The organism is Streptomyces sp. NPDC059909 (genome assembly GCF_042730885.1).
Taxonomy (GTDB): Bacteria; Actinomycetota; Actinomycetes; order Streptomycetales; family Streptomycetaceae; genus Streptomyces.
On sequence record NZ_JBHWKX010000108.1, the window covers coordinates 1 to 16,853 of the forward strand.

The 16,853-nt window shown below is 69.7% G+C and carries 10 protein-coding genes, 1 tRNA gene, 1 other RNA gene and 2 pseudogenes; 11 read left to right on the plus strand and 3 right to left on the minus strand.

Features of this window, described 5'->3' with window-relative positions:
* Nucleotides 1-1,097: 1,097 nt before the first annotated feature.
* A complete protein-coding gene (locus ACFV9O_RS36590) occupies nt 1,098-2,084 on the minus strand; it encodes an ArsR/SmtB family transcription factor (protein WP_385426319.1) in 987 nt (328 codons plus the stop codon).
* 194 nt (nt 2,085-2,278) lie between these two features.
* On the opposite strand from ACFV9O_RS36590, the gene ACFV9O_RS36595 reads away from it, so the two are divergent.
* The 5 genes and pseudogenes from ACFV9O_RS36595 to ACFV9O_RS36615 all read left to right on the plus strand — a co-directional run.
* The gene (locus ACFV9O_RS36595; RefSeq protein WP_385426322.1) at nt 2,279-3,676 is read left to right on the plus strand and encodes an alpha/beta hydrolase; all 1,398 of its coding nucleotides are present in this window, start codon (nt 2,279-2,281) and stop codon (nt 3,674-3,676) included.
* 603 nt (nt 3,677-4,279) lie between these two features.
* Nucleotides 4,280-6,520 carry an FG-GAP repeat domain-containing protein gene (locus tag ACFV9O_RS36600; RefSeq protein WP_385426325.1) on the plus strand — a complete coding sequence of 747 codons (2,241 nt, stop codon included), beginning with the start codon at nt 4,280-4,282 and terminating at the stop codon, nt 6,518-6,520.
* Nucleotides 6,521-7,153: 633 nt separating this feature from the next.
* Nucleotides 7,154-9,181: a fibronectin type III domain-containing protein gene (locus ACFV9O_RS36605; RefSeq protein ID WP_385426328.1), complete on the plus strand. Its 2,028-nt coding sequence runs from the start codon at nt 7,154-7,156 to the stop codon at nt 9,179-9,181.
* A gap of 300 nt (nt 9,182-9,481) precedes the next feature.
* The gene (locus tag ACFV9O_RS36610) at nt 9,482-9,748 is read left to right on the plus strand and encodes a DUF6959 family protein (protein WP_385426330.1); all 267 of its coding nucleotides are present in this window, start codon (nt 9,482-9,484) and stop codon (nt 9,746-9,748) included.
* Nucleotides 9,749-9,819: 71 nt separating this feature from the next.
* A pseudogene (locus ACFV9O_RS36615) lies at nt 9,820-10,343 on the plus strand (tyrosine-type recombinase/integrase); the annotation flags it as partial.
* 338 nt (nt 10,344-10,681) lie between these two features.
* Here ACFV9O_RS36615 and ACFV9O_RS36620 read toward each other — a convergent pair.
* Entirely contained in the window at nt 10,682-11,215 is a 534-nt protein-coding gene (locus ACFV9O_RS36620) for a MarR family winged helix-turn-helix transcriptional regulator (RefSeq protein WP_385426333.1), read from the minus strand.
* 243 nt (nt 11,216-11,458) lie between these two features.
* Here ACFV9O_RS36620 and ACFV9O_RS36625 point away from each other — a divergent pair.
* The 4 genes and pseudogenes from ACFV9O_RS36625 to ACFV9O_RS36640 all read left to right on the plus strand — a co-directional run.
* Nucleotides 11,459-11,611 (plus strand): annotated as a pseudogene (locus tag ACFV9O_RS36625) (alkene reductase); the annotation flags it as partial.
* A 44-nt stretch (nt 11,612-11,655) separates the two neighbouring features.
* A complete protein-coding gene (locus ACFV9O_RS36630) occupies nt 11,656-13,083 on the plus strand; it encodes an MFS transporter (protein ID WP_385426336.1) in 1,428 nt (475 codons plus the stop codon).
* Between the two features lie 320 nt (nt 13,084-13,403).
* Nucleotides 13,404-13,646, plus strand: coding sequence for a helix-turn-helix domain-containing protein (locus ACFV9O_RS36635; RefSeq protein WP_385426339.1), 243 nt, complete (start codon nt 13,404-13,406; stop codon nt 13,644-13,646).
* A 237-nt stretch (nt 13,647-13,883) separates the two neighbouring features.
* Complete coding sequence (locus ACFV9O_RS36640) at nt 13,884-14,873, plus strand: tyrosine-type recombinase/integrase (RefSeq protein ID WP_385426341.1); 990 nt, start codon at nt 13,884-13,886, stop codon at nt 14,871-14,873.
* A 79-nt stretch (nt 14,874-14,952) separates the two neighbouring features.
* On the opposite strand, the gene ACFV9O_RS36645 is transcribed toward ACFV9O_RS36640, so the two are convergent.
* Nucleotides 14,953-15,040, minus strand: a tRNA-Ser gene (locus tag ACFV9O_RS36645).
* A gap of 73 nt (nt 15,041-15,113) precedes the next feature.
* On the opposite strand from ACFV9O_RS36645, the gene ffs reads away from it, so the two are divergent.
* An RNA gene (gene ffs, locus ACFV9O_RS36650) (signal recognition particle sRNA small type) lies at nt 15,114-15,208 on the plus strand.
* Between the two features lie 148 nt (nt 15,209-15,356).
* Nucleotides 15,357-16,853, plus strand: a 1,497-nt coding sequence (locus ACFV9O_RS36655) for a DNA polymerase III subunit gamma and tau (RefSeq protein ID WP_385426343.1), incomplete at its 3' end; no start/stop codon positions are given.

Sequence of the window (16,853 nt, forward strand, 5' to 3'; positions counted from 1 at the left end):
CGGCAGCGACGGGGTCTCGGACACGATCCCCAATGATCAACAATCCAGGCCCGCAGATCAACTCAGCCCGAGACGACCACCAAACCAGTCACGGCCGGGGTAGGAACCCGGAGCTGGGACCTCCTCCGCGAGCCACGCCTGCCGCGCCTCCACGGCGGCGGCGCCCCCGCCGTGGAGGCGAGGGGTGGGCGGGGCAATGTCCGGAGCGTATGCGCCGCACCCTGGGCACACGAGGGCCCCGTTGAGAATCCGGCGGCACGCGGAGCAATAGTCCATCTGCGATCTTTCTGCGCTGACTGGTTCGCCGGGCACGCCGACGACCTGTTTCGAGTTCGCACGCGGGATCGAGCGGCCAGTAACGCTACTGGCGCCCACCGGAGTTGTTGCGCAGCCCTTGTGATCCTGCTGCGAAGATTCACCGGCGGTGGTTTCTCGTACTCCCGGACATGTCATCAGGAATGCCCGGATGAGAGGCGGGGCTCGGCGGCTTACCGCGCCGCCACCGCACGGCGATCCAGGCCGGCCCTCCGCGCGCGTACGCCATGGGCCCGGACGGCTCCCTGGTCGAGCGGGACAGCCCTTGGCCCGTGGTGGCATCACGACGATGCCGCGTCCCCCGTCGGCTGCGCAGGCGCAGCGGGGACCGGGGACAGGGGGCGGTTCGCCGGGGGGAGTGTTGCCGTGCGCATGGTGATGCCCGTGGCGAGGACCAAGGCGGCGGTGATCCAGTACTCGCGTTCCGCCTGAGCCGTTTCCGCTGGGCGTAGTGCCGGTTCGCCTCAGCTCGGCTGCCCGGGATCAGAAGGATCAGGCTCATGGCCAACGGGGCGGGCCCGGCCACGCCCATGACGCTTCCGGCGAGCCGGAAGAGCCACGGGCTCGGGCTGTTCAGGCGGCCGGCGCCGGTTTCGGGGCGGCCGAACGGGAGCGCATGACCGATGGGCAGCTGCGCGGGTATCCGGGTGACGTGCTCGCGGGCGGCGGGGTTGCGCCCGGCGACCGGGCTGCGGCAGCGGTGGACTTCGGTGGCGTACGTGCTGACCCAGGGAGCCGAGGCGCACGAGGGCTGTTGAACGGGCGGCAGCACCCGGCCGTGCCTACCGGCTTCCCGCCAGCCGGGACCCCGCCGGCGTGCGGCGATAGAGCACCGCCCGCCCGGACCGCGCGCGGGCGACCAGACCCGCCCGGTGAAGGACGCCCAGGTGGTACGACACCGTAGCGGGACTGAGGAAGTGATGTTCCGCGAGCTGCGCGGTGGAAGCCGGTCGCGCCAGCGCTGCGAGCAGCCCGGCGCGGGTGGGGCCGAGCAGCCTGGCCAGCTCGGCGGAGGGGATCGTCGGCGCGGTGGCCCTGTCGCGCACGGGATAGGCCACCATCGGCGGCCTCCGTCCGCCCCGCACCGGGTCCACGGCCACGCCCGGCCCCGCCGCCACCAGCGACGGCACCACGACCACCAGAGGCACGGCCAGCTCCACCGTGAACCGGCTGTCGACGCACAGCGTGCCGTCGGCCCACCGGATGCCGGTGTGCAGCGAGTTGAAGAGCCCGGCCGCGCCGCGCCGGGCCAGCACGCCGGCGCACCGGTCGACCTCCGATTCGAGGGCGGCCTTCGCGGCCTCCCAGTACGGGGCGAAGGCCAGGTCCCAGTAGCGCCCCAGTTCCTCCGCGGCCTGCCGGGCGACGTACCCGCCGCCCCGGGCCATCGCCCGCCGCACCTCCGGGGGCAGTTCCGATCCGGCCAGGCCGCTGCACGGGCGCCCGTCGCGCAGCGTCTCCAGCTCGCCCAGGACGCGTTCGGGCGGGGTGGACCGGACCCGCTCCAGCTCCTCCTCGACGGTGGGCGAGGGCCCGGACGGATGCGGACTGAGGAAGTCCGGCACATAGCCGCCGCCGTCCAGGGCCAGCTCCGACAGCAGCGGCAGCCGCGCTTTGCGCAGCACGCGCCGGGCGATCGTGACCCACGGATCGGCGTCCGAGCCCGGGCGCAAGCCCCATGGCAGCAGCGTCGCCGCGACCTCGTGCAACGGCGAGACCGCGAAGCGGGAGCGGGCCAGCCCAGTGGCGTCCACGGTGAGTTCGATCATGACCCTCCCGCTGTCGCTCGTCCCATGTCCCTTCGAACCTGCTCGAATCGTGGCACGGAAGCTCGCCGTACCGGGCCCGCTCGGCGCAGTCTGGTGGCCGACGGAGACGAGGGGGCGCGGAGGCGCCAGGGACAGGGGGGATGCGGGGCATGCGGGGGATGCGGGGAACACGGAGGGGCGAGAAGGTACGGGGGATGCGGAGTCCCGGAGCGCTGGCGAAGGTCGCACTGGCCGCCGACGGCGTGCTGATGCTCTCGGGGACGTGCACGTCGACGGCGCAGGACCGGGCAGCCGCGGCGCCGGCCGGGGGGAGCGGGGGACTCTCCGGCGCCGCGGCCTGCCCCGGCCTGGAGGGCTTCAGCTGCGCCACGCTGACGGTCCCGCTCGACCACAGCGGCGGCGTGCCGGACCGGCTGGGCCTGAAGGTCGCGATGGCGGACAACGTGAAAGCCCCGAAGGGCGTGCTGCTGTTCCTGACGGGCGGTCCGGGGCAGCCGGGTGTGCCGTTCGTGGAACGGCTCAGCAAGAAGCTGACGCCGTTGCTGAAGGACTACCGTCTCGTCATGATCGACCAGCGCGGCACCGGCGCCGACGCGCTCCAATGCCCGCAGCTGCAGACGGAGATGGGGTCGTCCGATCTCACACCGCCCACCGTGCGGGCGGTGACGGACTGCGCCGCGGCCATCGGTCCTGACCGCCGCTTCTACAGCACGAGTGACACGGTCGCCGACCTGGAACTGCTGCGCCGGGCGCTGGGCGTGCGGAGAATGACGCTCGACGGTGTCTCGTACGGCACGTACACCGCGGAGCGGTACGCCCTGGCGTACCCGCAGCACGTGGCGCGGCTGGTACTGGACTCGGTGGTGCCCCAGACCGGTTACGACCCGATGGACCGCGCCGCCATGCGAGCGGCGCCGCGCGTACTGACGGCGGCGTGCGAGGCGATCGGCTGCCGTACGGACCCGGCGGCGGATCTGGCCAAGGTGGTGGACACGTACGACAACGGCGTCGATGTACTGGACGCGCTGACCACCTGGGGTTTCGTGGACCCGGACTACGCGGCGATGATCGACGCCCTGCACAAGGCGGCGGGCGGCGATCCCGCACCGCTGCGGGGCCTGATCGCGGGTGTACGGCAGGGAAGCGCGGCGACGGCGGAGGAGCTGAGCCAGGGGCTGCATGCCTCGACACTGTGCCTGGACGGGCGCTATCCGTGGGGCAGGTCGGACACGCCGGTGGCGGGGCGTCAGGAGGCGCTGGAGAAGGCAGGCGCGGAGCTGACACCGGCCGACCACGGCCCCTTCGACGCCGCCACGGCGACGGGCCTCGGCTCGATGCTCAGCTGCCTGCACTGGCCGCGCACGCCGGCGCCGCCGCTGCCGCCGGAGCACCGTCGGCTTCCGGGCGTACCGGTACTGCTGCTCGGCGGGGACAGGGACCTGTCGACGCCCGTGGAATGGCTGTACGACCAGAAGAAACTGACGCCGCGAGCTCGGGTCGTGGTGGTGCAGGGTGCCGCGCACTCGGTGCAGAGCAGGGCGGCGAGCGACGAGGGCCGTCAGGCGGTGTTCGACTTCCTCCTGAGGGGCTGACCATGGGGTGGCTGTCCGCGCGACCACGTGGGTGGCAGTCCGGGGAGCGGCCCGTGCGGTCCTGAGGCACGCACCTCACCGGGCCGGTGACGCAGAAGCCGGTGACACAGAAGGTGACGTGGGCAACGACGAAGGCCCCGACCGTCCGCGGTCGGGGCCTTCGTCGAATTGCCTGGTGAGAGCAATGGCGGAGGATACGAGATTCGAACTCGTGAGGGTTGCCCCCAACCCGCTTTCCAACTGTCCGTCCGGCAGTACGGCGACGTTCGCCGCAGTACGCGTCGCAGGTAGGACGGGGCGCCCGTAAGGCGCTGAACGGTGGGGGTCATCTGCGAACTGGACAATGACCAGGACAACGCGCACCACCTGCCGGGGGATCACAGCAGACCGCTGCCGGGCGGCACGGACGACGCAGTGCCCGCCGCCTGGCAAGAGACGCCAGGCCGGGGCGACGACAGGTCAAACATTCAAGTGATCTCCCTACAACCACTTGGTTCGATCACATGTCTGACCGGGCGTGGCAGCCGTCACGCCCGGTCGCGGGCACCGGCGTGTCCCAGGGGTTTCGACTCCGCCTTCCAGAGAACCGGAAAGGTCAGGCACGTGCACCATCGCAGTTCCAGCCGTCGGCTCGCCGCCGCGGTCCTCACCCTGTCCACGGTCACGGCCGTGACGGGGACGCTCCTCACCGTCCCGGCCATCGCCGCCGCCCCCGCCCCCGCTGCCGTGGCCGGGGCCACCGCCGTCGCCGAAGAGGTGAAGCTGCCCGTCGACGCCGAGGTGGTCAGCACTGGCGACACCGGCTACCTCACTTCCCGTAAAGACGACTTCGGCAACACGGTCCTGGAGTGGCGGACGTACGCCGACGGCTCGGTCCTGCCGATCAACAGCGGCACCATGGGCCATGGCAGCAACTCCGACATCGTCGTCACGAGCGACGGCGCGGGCACGGTCTTCCTGCGGGACATGGAGGCCGGCTCCACCTGGTCCAAGGTCTTCGACCTCGCGTACGAGTTCAAGCCCGGGGCGAAGCTGGTCGGGGTGGTCGGCGCAAACCTGTTCGTGAGCGTGCCCACCACAGGGGACTACCAGGAGCTGTACCAGCTCGCCGACGTCAACGGGCACTCGCAGAAGACCAAACTCTCGTCCAGCTCCTACAACACCGGCTACAAGGTGGTCGCCTCCGCCGGCAACAACCTGCTCGTCCTGGGCACCTCCCGGGTGTTCTCGGGGGCGACCTTCCGGACCGAGTACTGGAAGGCGCACACGAACGTCAACTACGGCACGGTCATCGACATTCAGGGCCGGGAGAGCATCGCCGCGTGGACCCCGGACGCGACGGGGGCCCTCGCCTCCGGGTACGAAGCGTGGATCGAGCACCCGTCCGGGGGCAACGCGATCGTCGTGGACGCGGGCGCCACCCGGAAGGGGTTCGACCTGGGCGCCGCCATGGGCGGCGCGGTCGTCGTGGGCATCGTCGGGGACGTGCTGCTCTACGGGGTCCCGGGCACGGCCGCCGGGGACTCGGTGAGCCCGCTGTACGCGCAGGATCTCGTCACCGCCGGTGCCGAGCCGTACAAGCTCCTGGAGCACTTCTCCAGCGCGGCCCACGCACCGGACGGCAGCCTGGTCGTGCGCGGTGCTGCGACTGATGCCGACGGGCTGTTCCGGGTCGCCGACGGGGTCGGCGGCGCCCGCCCGGGGGTCACGCTCGTGGCGGACACCGGCCGGGTCCTGGACCTGACGGTGACCGGGTCGACGGTCCCCACCGCGGTGAACCTGGAGAAGGGCGGCACCACGGTCCCGATGCAGTGGACCCTGTCCCGGGCGGACGCCACCGTGGACGTCACGCTCACGCACGTGGCCACCGGCAAGAAGCTCACCAAGCGCCTGCCGCAACCCGCCTCCGGTAGCCGCTTCACCTTCACGTGGGACGGCGTGCTGGACGGCATCAGCGCCCCCAACGGCGCCTACACCTGGGGCATCACCGCGACCCCGACCGACGGCGTAGGCGGCCCGGCCAGCGCCTCGGGGAGCTTCCAGGTCTCGCGCAAGGCCAACCCGCACGACTTCAACGACAACGGTTCGACGGACGTCCTGGCCCGGGACGCCGCGGGTGTGCTGTGGCGGGACGACCTCTTCGACGGGCCCGTGAACGGCCAGTACAAGTCCGCCCGCCGGACGAAGATCGGCCCGGGCTGGCAGACGTACAAGCAGATCGAGGCCGTCGGCAACATCGGCGGTGCCGCCCACGGCGACCTGGTCGGGCTCGACGGCTCCGGCGTCCTGTGGCTCTACCTCGGCAAGGGCGACGGCACCTTCACCGCCCGGCAGCAGATCGGCGGTGGCTGGCAGGTCTACAACAAGCTCACCGGCGGATCCGACCTCGACGGCGACGGCAGGTCCGACCTGGTGGCCACGGACAACTCCGGCTGCCTGTGGTTCTACAAGGGCACCGGCAGCACCTCCAAGCCGTTCGCGGTGCGGAAGAAGATCGGACTGAGCGGCTGGCAGGCGTACAACCAGATCACCGCCGTGGGCAATGTGGCCGGCGGCGCCGCCGGCGACCTCGTCGCCCGGGACAAGGCTGGTGTGCTGTGGCTCTACCAGGGGCGCGGCGACGGCACGTTCGCCACCCGGGTCGAAATCGGCAGCGGCTGGCAGGTCTTCTCCCAGCTCGTCGGCGCCGGGGACGTCACCAACGACGGCCGCCCCGACCTCATCGCGTACGGGGCGGGCGGCACGTACGTCTACGGTTCGACGGGCTCGACGACGTCGGTTTTCACCCGGCAGACGACGACGCTGTACGCGGGTGAGGGATCCAAGTTCAACTCGGTTTCCTGACCGGGACGTACAGTCTTTCGGTCTCCTCGGGCCCTGTGGGCATTGCCGACGACCGGCTGCTGGACGAGCGAAACGCTGTCGACATCTCCTACCTGATGGTCCGCGGATACGTCGCCGCCGGCCGTGAGGGCAGGGGTCTGGGACGCGTCAGCCGGGGGCGAAGGGGGTCCCCTGGGGAACGGTCCTCCAGCCCCTCGCCGGCGAGCGGATCGTGCGGTCAGGGAAGCCGATGGGCGGCGCGCGTTGAGTGCGCGCCGCCCATGGTGTGTGTCTACGACACCGAGGCATGGGCCGACGCCGGTTACCGCACCAAGGCCATCGACCACGTCGCCCGCCTCGCACCGACGTCGAAGTCACCCGCGTGTCGGCGGAGGTGAGCCCTTCCGGCAGGGTACGCAACCGCGTCCGATAGGCCGTCTCGTTTGGATCACTCCCGCTGAGCGAGGTGCGGAGTCCCGGGGCCGCTTCACCATCCCGGTCACCACCTTCTGTACGCCCAGGATCGCTGCCACGTATGATCCGGCCTCGGCGGAAGATCAGCCCCACCTGAACCACCCGTCGCTCTCTTCTCACTATGGCGAGTCGCTCCATGGCGAGATCTGCGTCCTTCGGGCTTGAAAGGGCTGTTCACCCGTGGCTCCCACCCCTCGTGGGCGGCTTCGTACCGCCACCGCGCTGTCGGCCGTCACCGCGACGGCATGCGGTCTGCTCACCGCCGTGACGGCGACGCCGGCCTCGGCCGCCGTGAGCTGTACGTCTCCCTCCTTCACGCGGCAGTTCTTCGCGAACACGGCCTTCACCGGCACGCCGGCGAGGACGGACTGTGACACGGTCGTCAGCGAGAGCTGGGGCACCGGAGCCCCAGCCTCCGGCCTGCCGAAGGACAATTTCGGCGTGCGCTGGTCGCTGACCAGGGACTTCGGCTCCGGAGGCCCGTTCACCTTCACCGTGTCCGCCCTCGACGGCGTACGGGTCTACGTCGACGGCGTGCGCAAGATCGACGTCTGGAAGAATGTCTCCACTACGCAGACGAGGACGCTGAACCTCACGATCCCCTCGGGCAAGCACGCCGTTCGCGTCGACTACGTCAACTGGACCGGCTCCGCCAGTGTCAAGTTCGGTTACACACCGATTACTTCTGCCACGGTCGACAAGGTCAAGCCGCTTGCGCCGGTCGGAGTGAAGGCGGTTCTCGACAACGCCACCGCGCAGGCGAAGGTGTCGTGGTCCGCGAACAAGGAGATGGATCTCGCCGGTTACCGCGTCTACCGCCGGCTCGCGGGCAGCAGCAGCTTCACCCTTGTCAGGACAACGGCCGCGACGACCTACTCGGGCCTTCCGCCCGAGGCCGGCCGCACGTACTACTACGAGGTCCGAGCCTACGACAAGGCGGGCAACGTCTCCGTAGGCAGCACCGACCAGCCGGTGACCACCATCGCCGTCACCACCCCGGCCGGCCTCACTGCACGGGGCGTTGACGCCGGCATCGCGCTGAGCTGGCAGGCCGTTCCCGGGGCTGTCCGCTACAACGTGCTGCGCGACAACCCTTACGGCGACGACCTCGTCCGCAGCACCACAGCCCTGACCTTCACTGACACCACGGTCGCCCGGTCCGCGACATGGATGTACCGGGTGGCGGCGGTGGACGGTGCGGGCAGAGCCTCCGCGTACACGGCCGCCTACAACCCCGCCGCCGAGGCACGCCGTCCCGTCGCGGCACCGCACGACGTCACTGTGACGCCCAGGCCCGGCGAGTCCCTCCTGACGTGGAAGATGAACCCTGCCACGGACGGCGACTACTACGGCTTCAACGTCTACCGTTCCGCCACCCTCCCCGTGAGCACCTCCACCGAGCCGGTGAGGTGCAATCCTCTCTCCTCGGAGAGGCTTCCTGACGGCCAGGCCCAGTACACCTGCCCGGACAGCTGGGTGGACAACAGCACCACGTACCACTATGTGATCAAGGCGTACGACGACCGCAGTGTCGAGTCGCTTCGCTCCGCCACAGTCACGGTCACCACACTCGCCGAGGATGTGACACCGCCGCCGCCGGTCACCGGCCTGACCGCCAAGGCGACCGAGTACGGCATCATCCTGGACTGGGACGCCACTACCGAGCCCTTCCTCGAGCGGTACGTGGTCTACAGCGGTGAACTGACAGGTGACGCGGGCCAACGGACCTGCACCGGCTACGTGTACGCGTACGTCTCTCCGAGCGACTCGGCCTACGTCGACGAACAGCTGCCGGACGGGGAGAAGAGATGCTTCTTCATCGACGCCGTCGACACCGTGGGCAACTCGAGCTTCAAGTCGACCGGGAACGCCGCTATCGCGGTCGTCACCGAGCTGGACATGACGCCGTCCGTCGACACACCTGAGGGCAGCCCGCTCGAAGTCCTCGCCTACCCGGGCGACAGCCCCGGCACGGTGGAGCTCAGCTGGTACGGCATCGCCGACGCGTCGGGGTACCTGATTCACCGCTGGAACCGGGACACGGGCGCTTACGAGAAGCTGACCCCCGACCCCATCCGGCACTCTTCGTACACGGACTCCGCGGTCACGACCGGCACCACGCACTTCTACCGGGTCACCGCCGTGTACCCGGACGGTACGGAGTCCGCTCCCGACGCGGAATGGGTGACCCTGGTACCCGCGGGCTGACGGCGTGAACCCGGCGAGGGCCTCGCTCCACGGGAAAGGGGTGCGAGGCCGTCGGCTACGAACCCGGTGTCCTCTTCGTCGGCTTGGCAGGGCGCATCCGAGCTCCTCGGCGACCTGGGACTGGCTCTCGGCCCGCTTGCCCCACTCGCCGCGGCGGCGCCAGCCTGGGATCGTGAAGCTTCGTCCCGAAGCAACTTAGGTAGGCGGCTGACCTCGAGCCGCTGACCGTTCACGGTCGCTCAACGCCGGGTCTGTCCGCTGTCGTTGATGTCGCCTGGTGACGTCAGGTTGGATGGTCGTATGGAGCGTGTCGAGGCTGAGCTGTTCACGGATGGTGGCAACAACGCAGTGGTGCGCCTGCCAGGTCGCCGGTTCCCCGGTGTGCTGATTCAGGGTGACTCTCTCTCCATCCTCCGCAGCGACGTCGCTGAAGTAGTGGAGGCCTTCGACCAGGGCGACATTGCTGAAGCCCGCGAGACCGCCGGACTTCTCCTGGACGACCTCGACGCGCTGCTCCAGCGTTACTCCGCAGCGCTGGAAGCGCACGACATCAAGCGGCCTTACTAGCCCTACCTAGGCTCTGAGCTTGGGAGTCACCGCTCGTTAGGAGCTACGTGGCCCCGAGCTGGACAGGCAGTCTCCGGCCCAAGTACCGGCACGGCTATGGGGACGACACATGCGGCAGGAAGGCCGGCTCCTGCCCTCGGCGCGAGCAGATCCGGCGCGAGCACAAGTCGACCAAGTCCCGGGCCGGACGGCGCACGGTCGGGATGACCGATCCATTGATCAAGTTGCTCCGGCACCACCAGGAGCAACCGGCGGGGAGCGGCTTGCGGCTGGTGCCGACTGGGAGGACAAGGGATACGTCTTCGCCTCGCCCACGGGCGGGCCGCTCAGCCCGAGCACCGACCACCACGTCTGGAAGCGGCTGCTTCGGGACGCGGGCGTACGGGACGGTCGTCTGCGTGACGCACGTCACACCGCGGCGAGAGTCCTTCTCCTCCTCGGCGTCCCGGACGTCGTCGTGGACTCGATCATGGGCCGGGAGCCCGGGGGAGCGGCCAGGATGCGCGCCCGGTACATGCACATCACCGGGCCGATGCTGCGGAAGGTCGCGCAGCAGGTCGGCGATGCCCTCTGGGAGCCGTCCGAGGCCAACTGAGACGGAGCATGACGAAGGCCCCGACGGACGGTCGGGGCTTCGTCAAATTGCCCGGTGAGAGCAATGGCGGAGGATACGAGATTCGAACTCGTGAGGGGTTGCCCCCAACACGCTTTCCAAGTGTGCTTGGGCCGGTCGGGCGGCCGTGCGGAGTCGTTCACCTGCGTGCATGTGCGGCCGTCGCCTTGAAAGCGAACTTGCTCCGGTACTCATCCGGACGGCGCGGTACGTGTGTGAATGAGACCAGAAGTGAGATCGGTGCCGGCCGACGTGGGCGGCACGCCAATGGCTCCGGATCTCTCCGGAGCCACTGATCTGTGCGCACTCGGCAGGACGAACTAACGCTCTGTGTCTGCGCCTGCGCGATCGGCGGTGGCCTGCGCGAGGTTGTGCTCCAGGCGTTCCAGGGTGAGCAGGGCCGTGGTCCGCTCGTCGGGGGAGAGGTCCGCCGTCACGAGGTCTTCGAGCTGACTCCAGACCTGCTCGACCTCTCGGCGCAGGGCATGGCTGGCCGCCGTGGGTTCGATGAGTGACGCGCGCTTGTCAGTGGGTGAGGGGCGGCGGCGGACGAAGCCGGCCTGCTCCAAGCGCTGGACGGTGCGGGTCATGGTGGCGGCGTCGGAGTCCAGCAGGCGCACCAGGTCGGCTTGCCGCTGGTGGCCGAGCTCCCACAGGTACATCATGACCAGCTCCTGGCCGGGGTACAGGCCGATGCGGCGCAGCAGGTGTCCCACGTGCATGCGGTGCAGACGGGCCAGCCGGAAGATCGTGTGGCTGATCGGCCCGCCACCGGCTGCGGCCGGCACAGGGACCGTTGCCTCCTGAGCCGCCCCTGTGAGCCCCTTCCCGGTCTCCGGTGTGGACTGCGCCATCACTTGCCTCGCTTTCCTGTCTGGCCAGTCAACCCTATCGCTTGGACCGACGGCTGTGCTGGTCGGCCGGGCTGTCCCTGAGTAAAGGACCTCGACACGGTGGGGGCGGTGCACGTCACATCGGTCGCCGGAACGAATCCTCGAGGTTTACCTGTTCGGACAGGTAATTTACTGTTCGGACAAGCATTCTGCGGGCCACGTCGGGCCCGGGCCGCGGAGAGCACTCGTCGTGAGGAAGAGACCATGACCACTGATTTTCATCCAATCGTCCTGGGCGCCACGCGTCTGGCGAACCGCGTCGTGATGGCGCCGATGACCCGCAGTCGTGCCTTCGGGCCCAGCGCGGAGCCGACGCAGCTGCTGACGACCTGCTACGCGCAGCGCGCCAGCGCCGGGTCAGCGTGGTGATTTGCGTGAAGCGCTCCGGTTCTCCTTCGGCCATGGTTGCCGTCCTCTCCCTCACCGGCCTGCTGGCGGCGCTGCTGCAGACGCTGGCCATCCCGCTCATCCCGAGCTTTCCCACACTTCTGAACGCCTCGCCCACGGACGCGTCGTGGGTCGTCACCATCTCGCTTCTGACCGGCGCGATCGTCACGCCGGTCAGCGGACGCCTCGGTGACCTCTTCGGCAAACGGCGCGCTTTGCTGCTGACGCTCTCCGTGATGATCACCGGCGCGGCGCTTTCCGCCCTGACCAGTTCGCTGTGGCTGATGGTTATCGGCCGTGGGCTGCAGGGCTGCGCGCTCGGGGTCATCCCGCTCGCCCTGGGCATCTTCCGGGACGAACTTCCGCCCCACCGGATGGGCGGGGCGATCGCACTTCTGACCGGGACGCTCGGCCTCGGTGGCGCGGTGGGGATTCCACTGGCCGGCCTGGTCGCCGAGCACTTTGATTGGCACGTGCTGTTCTGGGGATCGGCCGGGCTGGGCCTGTTCTGCGCCTTGCTGACCGCGCTGGTGGTGCCGGAGTCGCCGCAGCGAACCGAGGGACGCTTCGACGTCGTCGGTACCGTCGGGCTGACCGTGGGACTGATCGGCCTGCTCCTGCCGATCGTCAAGGGCGGGCAGTGGGGCTGGGGCAGCACTCGCACGCTCGGCTTTGGCGCGGCGGCCGTCGTCATCCTGCTCGCATGGGGCCGGCACCAGTTGCACGCCCGCTCCCCCCTTGTCGACCTGCGGCTCTCCGCGCGGCGCCCGCTGCTGATGACCAACCTCGCCACCGTCGCGGTCGGCTTCGCGATATTCACCATGCTCTTCGCGTTTCCGCAGATTCTGCAGGCGCCCCCCGCCACCGGCTACGGACTTGGTCAGAGCCTGGTGCGGACAGGGCTCGCCGTTGCCCCGAACGGAGTGGTGGCGCTGCTGCTGACTCCGGTCGCGACCCGCCTGATCACCCGGTACGGGGCCCGGCTGGCCATGATGCTGGGAGCGATCGTCATCGCCGCCGGCTACGTCTTCGTCACGCTCCTGATGAACAGCGTCCTCGAGTTCGTCATCGCTTCGGGCATCATCGGGGCCGGCGCCGGCATCTCAGTCGCGGCCACGTCAAAGCTGATCACCGATGCGGTCCCGGTGACCGAGACGGCCTCGGCCAACGGGGTGAACAACCTGATGCGCTCGGTCGGAACCACCGCTGCCAGCGCAGTCCTGACCGTGATCCTGGCACACGGCGCGATCACGGTCGGCTCGGCGACGCTGCCCTCGGCGGAGGGGTTCCGGACCACGTTCATGGTCGGGGCTGCGGCGGCAATCGTGGGTCTGCTCTTCTCGGCGCTAATCCCGAGTCGTACGCCGATGTCCGGTGGCCCTGCAGAGCAATACTCAAAGCCTGTCGCCGCCTCTGACGGGGACGTGATTTCCAAGCGATAGCACAGGCTTTGAGATCTAGCCTCATCCTTATCAGGTCGGTCGTTGGGAGCCGTCTACGCCGACCGTCCCACGTTGTGAGTGTTCGTGCCTGTCGCCACAGTCCGGCGGTGACCATGGCCCGGTGTGCCGACAGGACTGCACCGACCGCGCGGCCTGATCTGCTGCCCCTGCCGCGGGGGAGTGGACGGCCTGCCTGGAGTGTGGTGGCAACGGCCGCCACTCGACCGAACCACGCTTCCCGTGCCCCCCTTGCGGGGCTCCACGCTTATGCCCACACGTGAAGTCCTGACCCTGCTCGGTCTCGATCCCTGGGAGGCGAAGTGACCACAACAGCGCCCGAAGTGACCCTCGTGACCGCCGATCCGACGCTCCTGCTCCTGACTGTCGAGGAAGCCGCTCGCCGACTCGGTATCGGCCGAACGACGTGCTTCGCGCTCATCGCCTCGGGCGAGCTTGAGTCGGTCAAGGTCGGAAGCTTGCGGCGCATCCCCTCTGACGCCCTGGCTGCGTACGTGGCACGCCTGCGCGAGGTTTCCACTGCTCCCTGGGCTGGGGGAGCGTGATGGCGAAGAGCCGTGAGCCGAACGGCGCCGCCTCGATCTAAGGGCGCCGACGGCCGGTGGCATGGCCGCGTCACGGTCGGGGTCCGTCCAGATGGCAAGCCGGATCGGCGGCACGTTGGCCGGAAGACCAAGGCCGAAGTCGTCAAAGCGGTCCGTGAGATCGAGCGGAAGCGGGACGCGGGGAGCCTCAGCAAACCAGGGGAGAAGTGGACTCTCGGCAGCTGGCTGGAGCACTGGGTGCATGAGATCGCCAAGAAGTACGTCTCCGAGAACACGTACGACGGCTACGAGGTCGACGTGCGCGTCCACTTGGTCCCGGGCATCGGTGCACACCGGCTCGACCGCCTGGAGCCGGAGCACCTGGAGGCCTTCTACGCCAAGATGCAGTGCGACGGCAGCAAGGCCGGGACCGCGCATCACGTGCACCGCACCGTGCGTGTGGCACTCGCCGAGGCCAGGCGGCGCGGGCATGTCTCCCGGAACGTCGCGGAGATCGCCCGCGCTCCCCGGCTCGAAGAGGAGGAGATCGAGCCGTACACCATCGAAGAGGTTCAGAGCCTGCTCCTGGAGGCGTCGAAGCTGCGCAACAGCACGCGGTGGGTCGTCGCCCTGGCGCTCGGTCTCCGCCAGGGTGAAGCGCTCGGACTCCAATGGGAGGACGTGGACCTCGATGCGGGGTACGTCCGCATCCGGCGGAACCGGCTCCGGCCTCGGTACCGCCACGGCTGCGGTGATGAGCCATGCCGCAGGAAACCGGGCTACTGCCCCCAGCGCGAGCAGATCCGGCGCGAACACAAGAACACGAAGTCGCGTTCCGGCCGCCGCACGGTCGGCCTCCCCGATCCGCTGATCAAGCTGCTCCGCAAGCACCGGGAGGAACAGGACCGGGAGCGTTCGGAAGCCGGGGCCGACTGGGAGGCGAAGGGCTACGTTTTCGCCTCGCCGACTGGCGGGCCGCTGAGCCCGAACACTGACTACCACCTGTGGAAGCGGCTGCTCCGGGACGCGGGCGTACGCGACGGGCGACTGCACGATGCCCGGCACACGGCGGGCACGGTCCTCCTCCTGCTCGGTGTCCCGGATGTGATCGTGGACGCGATCATGGGCTGGGAACCGGGTGGTGCCGCGCGAATGAGGGCTCGCTACATGCATGTGACCGGTCCCATGCTCCGTAAGGTCGCGGACCAGGTCGGCGAGAAGCTGTGGGGCTCCTCCGGGGCCGAATGAGACCAAAAATGAGACCACGCACGCCGAAGGGCCCCACCGCGAACGGTGGGGCCCTTCGACATCGTGCCCGGTGAGGCACTGGCGGAGGATACGAGATTCGAACTCGTGAGGGGTTGCCCCCAACACGCTTTCCAAGCGTGCGCCCTAGGCCTCTAGGCGAATCCTCCGCCGGAAACATTACATGACGGCGAGGAGTGCTCGCGAACTCGTTCCCCACCCCCGTCATCAGGTACTCTGTGCAGAGCCCCTCACGTGGCGCTATCTGACTGAACTCCCCCAGGGCCGGAAGGCAGCAAGGGTAGGTCGGCTCTGGCGGGTGCGTGAGGGGCGTTTTGCGTTCCGTGACGGACTGACCTGACTTGCGGACGGACTGACTGCCTTCGTGCCTGTCTGCCGGGCAGGGTGCGTGCCGTGGCAGGTGCCGCCGGGAGCGGGGACGTGCGGCGGGGCCGGTTGTCGGTGGGCCCCGATAACCTCGTAGGCGTGTCGTCCCTTGCGCTGTACCGCCGCTACCGTCCCGAGTCCTTCGCCGAGGTCATCGGGCAGGAGCATGTCACCGACCCGCTGCAGCAGGCGCTGCGGAACAACCGGGTCAATCACGCGTACCTGTTCAGCGGGCCGCGCGGCTGTGGCAAGACGACCAGTGCGCGCATCCTCGCCCGGTGTCTGAACTGCGAGCAGGGGCCGACGCCGACACCCTGCGGTGAGTGCCAGTCCTGCCGTGACCTCGCGCGGAACGGGCCGGGGTCGATCGATGTCATCGAGATCGACGCCGCGTCGCACGGTGGCGTGGACGACGCCCGTGAGCTGCGGGAGAAGGCGTTCTTCGGGCCCGCGTCGAGTCGGTACAAGATCTACATCATCGACGAGGCGCACATGGTCACGTCGGCGGGCTTCAACGCCCTGCTGAAGGTGGTCGAGGAGCCCCCGGAGCATCTCAAGTTCATCTTCGCGACCACCGAGCCCGAGAAGGTCATCGGGACGATCCGGTCGAGGACGCACCACTACCCGTTCCGGCTCGTGCCGCCCGGGACGCTCAGGGAGTACCTGGCCGAGGTGTGCGGCCGCGAGGGCATTCCCGTCGAGGACGGGGTGCTGCCGCTGGTCGTACGGGCCGGGGCAGGGTCGGTGCGTGACTCGATGTCGGTCATGGACCAGCTGCTCGCCGGTGCCGCCGACGACGGTGTGACGTACGCCATGGCGACGGCCCTGCTCGGTTATACGGACGGGTCGCTGCTGGACTCGGTCGTGGATGCCTTCGCGGCCGGGGACGGCGCCGCGGCGTTCGAGGTCGTGGACCGGGTCATCGAGGGCGGGAACGATCCCCGGCGCTTCGTCGCCGATCTGCTGGAGCGGCTGCGCGACCTGGTGATCCTCGCCGCCGTGCCGGACGCGGCGGAGAAGGGGCTGATCGACGCCCCCGTCGATGTGGTCGAGCGGATGCAGGCGCAGGCGCAGGTGTTCGGCGCCGCCGAGCTCAGCAGGGCGGCGGACCTGGTCAACACGGGTCTCACGGAGATGCGTGGCGCGACCTCGCCGCGGCTGCAGCTGGAGCTGATCTGTGCCCGGGTGCTGCTGCCGGCGGCCTTCGACGACGAGCGTTCGGTGCAGGCAAGGCTCGAGCGGCTGGAGCGGGGGGCCACGTACTCGACGGGCGCGCAGGCGCCGGCCATGGGGTACGTACCGGCGACCGATGCCCATATGCCGTCCGGGCCCGTAGGCCCTGTCGGCGGGCCGACGGCCGCGCGCGCGGCGGCCCGGGGGCAGGCCCCCGAGCCGCAGCCGGCGCCGGCCGCGGCGCCCGAGGCCCAGGTCCAGGCTCCGCCCGCGCCTGTCCAGGAGCCCGCCGCATCCAGGCCCGGAGCCTGGCCCGGCGCGGCGACCCCTGGTGCCGCTGTCGGCGCACCCTCCTCGCAGGGCCCCGCCCCTGCCCCGGCGGCTCAGCGCCCCGGCGCCTGGCCCTCCGCCACCGCTCCCGGC